The sequence below is a fragment of the Stenotrophomonas sp. 05L44_2 genome, from assembly GCF_056665995.1.
Genome location: NZ_JBFTNR010000355.1, coordinates 1 through 4,300 on the forward strand (window position 1 = coordinate 1; position 4,300 = coordinate 4,300).

Consider the following 4,300-nt stretch of genomic DNA (forward strand, 5'->3'; position numbering starts at 1 on the left):
CATGGAAGCAGCGCTGAAGGCGGCCGGCTCACCGGTGGAGAGCCTGTACTACCGCACCGAAGGGCACGGTTTCCACCGGCCTGAGCACCAGCGCGAGTACTACAGCAGGCTGCTGGCCTTCCTGTCACGCAGCCTGGGCGGCAGCACCGCCAGCACCAGCGCGACCGCAGGCGCCGACAAGGCGCCGTAAGGCAGGCGCGCTGCGGACCCGGTGCCGGGCAGGGGGATGCCCGGCTTCAAGGAGAACGTCATGAAGCATGCAACGGTGCTGGCTGCATTGATGGCCATCTGCGGCGTGGGTGGGGCGGAGGCTGCGGAGGTTTCGCTGGACGGCTACGTGCGCCGCGCGGAGTTCAATGACATCCAGCTCTCGCCCACCGGCGAGTACCTGGCCATGACCTTGCCACTGGACGGCGCAACTGCCGTGGCGGTGCTGCGTACCGACACGATGGAACTGGTCGGCAATTTCCGGCCGCCACGCAACAATCATGCAGCCGAGGTCGACTGGGTGAGTGACACCCGCCTGCTCATCGGCCTGGCCGAGAAATGGGGGCCACTGGACCAGCCACGGCCGACCGGCGAACTGTATGCCATCGATGCCAATGGCAAGCGCGGTGATCTGCTGGTCGGTTACCGTGCGCGCCCGGACGAGCCCGGCTTCGTGACCGGACGGGTGGCCGAGCAGGTCGCTGCATTCCTGGCCGATCCGCTGGCTGCCGACGAGCGCAACGTGTTGATCTCGCTGTGGCCATTTGCCAACGACACCAATACGCGGTTGGAACGGATGGATGTCATCACCGGGCGCCGCGTCCTGGTCTCGCGCTCGCCGGTGCAGCGCGCAACGTTCACCACCGACAATCAAGGTGAACTGCGCTTCGCCCACGGTGCCGCCGCCGACAACGTCAACAAGCTCTACTATCGCCAGGACCGCGATCAGTGGACCCTGGTCAACGACGAAGGCAGCAGCCATCGCATCGAACGCCCGATCGGCTTCTCCGCCGATAACCGGCTGGCCTACCTGGTGGTGGAGCAGGCCCGTGGCCCCGATACGGTGGTCAGCTGGGACCCGGTCAGCGGCGAACGACGTACGCTGCTGCAGGACGACACCGTCGACCCCACTCGCGTGGTCTACCAGCCCGGCACGCGCGTGCCGGTGGGTATCCAGTTCGTCGGCGCCGTCACGCGCACCGCCTTCTTCGATGAGCAGTCGCCGACCGCCAGCACCCAGCGCAGGCTTGAAAAGGCGTTTCCCGGGCAGGTCGTGAGCCTGCTCACCGGCACCCGCGACAACGCGCGCCTGCTGGTGAAGGTGAGCTCTGCGACCAATCCCGGCGACTATTTCCTGTACACCACCGCCACCCGCAACGCCGCGTTCCTCACCAGCCGCCATCGCTGGTTTGATCGTGACGGCGGTGCCAGCGTTCGCCCGGTCACCCTGGCTGCACGGGACGGCCTGCCGCTGCATGGCTTCCTGACCCTGCCCAGGGGCAGTGATGGCCACAACCTGCCGATGGTGGTGGTCCCGCATGGTGGCCCGATCGGCGTGTTCGATGACGGTGGTTTCGAGCGCGAGAACCAGTTGCTGGCCGACGCCGGCTACGCGGTGCTGCAGGTCAACTTCCGCGGCTCGGGCAACTACGGCCGTGCACATACCCAGGCCGCTGCCCGGCAATGGGGCCGCGCGATGCAGGACRATGTGACCGACGCCACCCGCTGGGCGATCAGCCAAGGCATCGCCGACAGCGCACGCATCTGCATCTACGGTGCCAGCTACGGTGCGTACTCGGCCATGATGGGCGCTGTGCGCGAGCCGGGGCTGTACCGCTGCGCGGCAGGCTATGTGGGGGTGTACGACCTGCCGTTGATGTTCAAACGCGGCGATATCCAGGATCGCGCCTCCGGCGTGACCTATCTGCAGGAGTGGCTGGGTGATCCGGCCACGCTGGCGGCGGTGTCGCCGGTGAATCTTGCGGCGAGCATCAAGGTGCCCGTGCTGCTGGCCGCTGGTCGCGAAGATCTGCGTGCCCCGGTGCAGCACACCGAACGCATGGAAGCGGCATTGAAGCAGGCCGGCGTGCCCGTGGAAGCGCTGTATTACCCGCGCGAGGGCCATGGCCTGTACGCCGAGGCCAATCAGCGCGACTACTACAGCCGATTGCTTGCCTTCCTGTCACGCAGCCTTGGCGGTAGCACGGCTGCCGCCGCGACGTCTTCCGACAAGGGCAAGGCGCCCTGAAACAGACGCGGCGGCGACCGAAGTGGTGGCCGCCGCGGCATCCTGCCGCCGGGCGTTATTTCACCCCATGCATCATCCGCTTCAACAGCGGCGCAGCGATGAAGGCCAGCAACGCGCAGCCCAGGCCGATCCACATCAGCAGCCAGAACAGGTGCGCATAGGCACCGGCCGCCGCGGCCATGTCCAGCGTTTCGCCTTCGGGCACGTCGATCGCCGCCAGCTTGCCGAACAGCGCGGCCAGTGTTTCGGAGAAGGCCGTCGCCAGGAACCAGGTGCCCATCATCAGGCTCATCACCCGTGGCACCGCCAGCTGGGTGACCGCCGACAGGCCGACCGGCGACAGGCACATCTCGCCGCTGGCCAGCAGGAAGTAGGCCAGCACCAGCCACCAGACGCTGGCCATCTCGCCGGTGGCACCAACGTGCTGCGCGGCCAGCGCCAGCGGTACGAACGACAACGCACCGATCACCAGGCCCCAGGCCGACTTCACCGGCTTGCCCGGTTCCCAGCCACGGCGGTCCATCCAGGTCCACAACGCGGCGAAGGCCGGCGCCAGCAGCACCAGGAACAGACCGCCGAGGTAGGTCAGCGAACCGGCGGTCTGCGGGATCACCAGGCAGTCGCGCACCAGCAGCACCAGCATCAGCGCGACGATGGCGATGAAGAACGTGCGCGGCGCGGACGAGCCGGGGCGACGCTCGGACAGGCGCGCGCTGACCACGAAGCCCAGCGGTGCCAGCAGCAGCGAGAGGATCGACCACGGAAGCGGTGAGCCTTCGCGGATCACCAACGCCGGCACGATGTCCTTGGTCAGCAGGCGGTCGGTGAAGGTCACCCACGAACCATACGACTGCTCGTACATCGTGAAGAACACCAGCGCCATGAAGATCAGCACCATCAGCGCGAYCATCTGCTGGCGCTGCACCGGCGTGCACTGGGTGCCGGTGAACCACGCGAACCAGACCAGCACGCCGCCCAACACCACCAGCATCAGCATCAGTGCCAGGCTGATTTCACCGCCAAGCGCGAAGGCACCGTTGCCGGCCGCCCACATCAGCCAGGCCACCGGCAGCACGCCGATCACCGCGCACAGGTAGATCAGCCATTCGCGCGGCAGGCCCAGCACCTTCTGCTTCAAGGTCGCCGGTTGCGGCGGCTCGGCGTGGCCCTGCAGGTATTTCTGGCCCCACAGGAACATCGCCAGGCCGGCCAGCATGCCGATGCCGGCSGCRCCGAAGCCGTAYTTCCARCCRTAGRCCTCGCCSAGGAARCCGCASACCAGCGAAGMGAACAGSGCGCCSAGGTTGATGCCGGCRTAGAACAGCGAGAAGCCCGARTCGCGGCGCGGATCGTCCTGCGGATAGAGCTTGCCGACGATGGTGGAGATGTTCGGCTTGAGGAAGCCGACGCCCATGATGATCAGCGCCAGCGACAGGTAGGTCACGGCCAATGCCGAGGTGTCGCGCACTACTTCGCCATTGACCCGGTATGCGGCGTGGCCCTCGAAGGCCATGCCGAGGTGGCCGAGCACCAGCAGGATGCCGCCGAACAGCACCRCCCGGCGCATGCCCAGCCAGCGGTCGGCCAACATGCCGCCGAACACCGGGATGCAGTACACCAGCCCGCCGTAGGCGCCGAGCAGGTCCAGCCCGGCCTTGTCGCCGAACAGGTGGTACTTGGTGAGGTACAGCAGCAGCAGCGCCTTCATGCCGTAGAAGGAGAAGCGCTCCCACATTTCGGTGAAGAAGCAGACGTAGACGCCCTTGGGATGGCCCAGGAAGTCGTCGGAAGCGATAGCAGTGGAATTCATCGCGGAATTATAGGCGTGCGCTGCAGGCCGCGCCGGGCAGCACCGGGCCATGCCCGGCGGTCCTGCGCAACGCCGGGCATGGCCCGGCGCTACCGTTCACAGGTACCGCAGCCAGGCCAGGTCGCGTCGGCGCGCCTTGAACCGCGCGAACGCCCGCGTCGGCGGGTACAGCACCACCGCCAATGCACAGGCCACCAGCAGCAGGCCGGCCACCGAGTCCAGTGCATACAGGCAACCGTGGGTCGGGCCCCAGG

General features: G+C 67.3%; 3 protein-coding genes. 2 read left to right on the plus strand and 1 reads right to left on the minus strand.

Annotated elements, in window-relative coordinates:
- Window positions 1-190, plus strand: a 190-nt coding sequence (locus tag AC1VAN_RS13290) for a prolyl oligopeptidase family serine peptidase (protein WP_480985962.1), incomplete at its 5' end; no start/stop codon positions are given.
- Window positions 191-250: 60 nt separating this feature from the next.
- Window positions 251-2,236 (plus strand): alpha/beta hydrolase family protein, encoded by a 1,986-nt coding sequence (locus AC1VAN_RS13295; RefSeq protein WP_480985963.1) that lies wholly within the window; start codon window positions 251-253, stop codon window positions 2,234-2,236.
- 55 nt (window positions 2,237-2,291) lie between these two features.
- On the opposite strand, the gene AC1VAN_RS13300 is transcribed toward AC1VAN_RS13295, so the two are convergent.
- A complete protein-coding gene (locus tag AC1VAN_RS13300) occupies window positions 2,292-4,046 on the minus strand; it encodes a peptide MFS transporter (protein ID WP_480985964.1) in 1,755 nt (584 codons plus the stop codon).
- Window positions 4,047-4,300 lie beyond the last annotated feature (254 nt).